This window comes from Priestia sp. P5_B4, assembly GCF_056400385.1.
In genome coordinates this window covers 1-3,055 of record NZ_JBFULJ010000460.1, presented here as the reverse complement: position 1 = coordinate 3,055, position 3,055 = coordinate 1, and the positions used below count along the sequence as shown (strand labels likewise).

3 protein-coding genes are annotated in these 3,055 nt (G+C 36.4%); all 3 read right to left on the bottom strand.

The genetic code is table 11. The annotated features are described in order from the left end of the window. Positions 1-442 precede the first annotated feature (442 nt). The 3 genes from AC1DRF_RS21275 to AC1DRF_RS21265 all read right to left on the bottom strand — a co-directional run bounded on the left by AC1DRF_RS21275 (position 443) and on the right by AC1DRF_RS21265 (position 3,039). Complete coding sequence (locus AC1DRF_RS21275) at positions 443-1,345, bottom strand: AEC family transporter (RefSeq protein ID WP_427075026.1); 903 nt, start codon at positions 1,343-1,345, stop codon at positions 443-445. Between the two features lie 92 nt (positions 1,346-1,437). Then, complete coding sequence (locus AC1DRF_RS21270) at positions 1,438-2,871, bottom strand: aldehyde dehydrogenase family protein (protein ID WP_043980951.1); 1,434 nt, start codon at positions 2,869-2,871, stop codon at positions 1,438-1,440. 30 nt (positions 2,872-2,901) lie between these two features. After that, entirely contained in the window at positions 2,902-3,039 is a 138-nt protein-coding gene (locus AC1DRF_RS21265) for a UTRA domain-containing protein (RefSeq protein WP_477741624.1), read from the bottom strand. Positions 3,040-3,055: the final 16 nt, after the last annotated feature.

Here is a 3,055-nt window from a genome sequence, read left to right as displayed (position 1 = left end):
GTTTTAAATATTATCATAGACCGATCATTAATTCAAAATATTTTTACAAATTAAATAAAAATATTTATGACAGTTCCTGAAAAAATGGTTACTAAATAGCAATACAAAAAAGCTTACTAAAAGGACCCATAAATCCTTTCAATAAGCTTTTTTCTTTTACAGATACAGATGCTCTTACAGTTTTTCCGTATAACCTCTTAAATTTCGAATTAAAAAAGATATCCCTGTCAGTAAACAATTAAGAAACAAATATTTCGTCAGGTAGTGTTGAAAACTGTATGTGAAGTAGAAGTATAAGAAGAACACAAAGCTAAAATAGAAAATAAATTTTAAATATCTTTTTAAAACTGCGTTATGAGGAGAATTCACGTTGACTACTCCTTTTAAAGTCATATAATAAAATTATTTTTCAACCTATATTCGAACGTTTTTCTGTGTCATTTTATAAAACAATTAGAAAAATGATAGGTAATGTAGCAAGGCTTAGAGAGGTACTAATTAACGTTGCACTTGATACAAACTCCGGCTCTGTATTAAATTGGAGCGCGTACATAGTTGTATTAGCAGCTGTGGGCATAGCAGCCATAATAATCATAATTTGTTTCACCATCTCATCCACAGGTAGCAGAAGCGTTAGTATATAGGCAATAAACGGTGAAATAACAAGTTTAATAGCTAATGACCATGAAACTTTGGCTTTAGCTAAATTTCTAACTGATATTTTAGCAAGCTGCATGCCAAGTACGATCATGATGGTAGGAATAGCTGCACCGGCTACTAAATCAACCGCTTCTTTTACAGAGTTGCTTAATGGAATATGAAGAAACTGAAATATAGCTCCTAAAAGTCCCCCATATACAATTGGTATCCGTCGAACTGCGTCAACGGCTGATTTTATACCATTTCCTTGTGGACTCCCTTTAGCGGCATAATAAACTCCAACTGTACACATGACCAGTTGCTGTATCACCATTAGAATGATGGCAGAGTCTAAGCCTGTAACGCCGAAAAGTAATAAAACAACAGGTGTACCGTAGTTTCCATTATTCATAAATGAGGACGCTAATATCATTCCACAGGTTTCTGAAGTAGAATATCGCTGAAAATAAGCAATCATATAGACGATAACAATTAATGCAAAGCAAAGTGCGAATGTGTATAACGTAAGATATAAGTAATCAATCGTAAATTTGGTTGTGTAAAATGTTTTGAACACGAGAACTGGAGACATCAAATAAAGTGCCATTGTTGAAATCGTTTTTGTATCAAATCCTATTTTCTTTTGTCCAATAAATCCAAGTGCAAAAATCCCGAAAATAGGAAGAAGGATTGTTAGGAACTCCATGTTTGCTCACCTTCCCCATTTTTTTCTTTGTTATTTTCCAAATGAAAGACCTAGAAAATTAATAATCTAGGTCTTTCATTTAAACTGATAAATTATAAATTTAGAACAATGATACGTTCTTCAGTCATTTCTTCAATTGCATATTTCGGTCCTTCTTTTCCGTTACCGCTCTTTTTCACACCGCCATATGGCATATGATCGACACGATACGCTGAAGCATCATTTACAATTAATCCGCCTACTTCGATTTCACGAGCTGCCTTCATAGCAAACTGTAAGTCGTTCGTAAAAAGGCCTGCCTGCAACCCATAGTCAGAATCATTTACCTTTGAAATCACTTCATCAATCTCATCATATCGAGCAATAGCTACTACTGGCCCGAATACTTCTTGACGACAAACTTTCATATCGTCATTTACATTGGTCAAAATTGTAGGAAGATAGAAAGCACCATCACGCTTTCCTCCTAGTTCAATTTTTGCCCCTTCTTCTACCGCTTCTTTTACCCATTCTTCTACTCGCTCTGCTTCTTTGAGGCGAATCATCGGTCCAATATCCGTTTGCTCATCCATTGGATTACCGACTACTAGCTTTTCTGTTTTTTCTTTTAGCTTATTAACAAATGCAGTATAAATATTCGTATGAACATAAATTCGTTGAACGGATATACAAACTTGTCCCGCATTATTAAAGCTTTTTTGAGAAATTAAAGATGCAGCTTTTTCTAAATCAGCGTCTTTATGTACGATAGTAGCCGAATTATTTCCTAGTTCAAGCGAAACTTTACGCAAACCTGCCTTAGATCGAATGAGCTCTCCTACTCTTGGGCTTCCTGTAAAAGTAAACATATTAACATCCTGATTTTCTAATAACCATTCACCAATTTCTGCCCCATCTCCAGTCAATACTTGAAGGCGCCCCTTTGGCAGTCCTGCTTCTTCCATTAATTCAGCGAGCTTGAGAGCACAAATTGGAGTGACTTCAGCAGGTTTTAATACTACACTGTTCCCAGCTGCAAGTGCCGGTCCAAGTTTATGACAAACTAGATTGATAGGTACATTAAACGGTGTTATAGCTGCAACAACGCCAACTGGGACTTTTACTGTAAAAGCCATGCGATTCTCCGAGCCTTGAGCCGATTCAACAGGTACACCTTCTCCATGAATACGCTTTGCCTCTTCCGCTGAAATTTGTAAAGTTGTAGCCGCACGCTCAACTTCTCCGCGAGATTCACGAATAGACTTTCCAACTTCAATAGCCAAAATTTCAGCAAATTCTTCTTGGCGGCTTAGCAGTAGCTCAGCTGCTTTCATTAATACCTCGTAGCGTTCATATGGTGAAAAAGTGTTTTTTAATGCGTCTTTCGCGCTGGCCACAGCTTTATTTACATCGTGTTTTGTTGCCACTGAGATTTCAGCTGCAGGCTGCTGTGTATATTTATTTAAGACTTCCATTTTTTCTGCTGTTGTTTCCCATTCCCCGTTTACATATAAACCATATTGTTTGACTTGAGTTAAACTCGTCATTATCTCCACATCCCCAATTGTATTAGCATTTTATCTTGTAAGTTCAATATTGTAATGATATTTGTCACTGCGATATTTTGTTACCGTAAATTCAAGTGGCTTATCATCAAAACCGTAACTTACTCTTGTCATTTCAAGTAAAGCTTCTCCGCCCCGTATGCCTAACAGATCTGCTTCATAAATC

Bases quoted from the DNA above. Each gene is read 5' to 3' on its own strand.
- AC1DRF_RS21275 (WP_427075026.1), bottom strand. From the start codon at position 1,345: ATGGAGTTCCTAACAATCCTTCTTCCTATTTTCGGGATTTTTGCACTT.
- AC1DRF_RS21270 (WP_043980951.1), bottom strand. From the start codon at position 2,871: ATGACGAGTTTAACTCAAGTCAAACAATATGGTTTATATGTAAACGGG.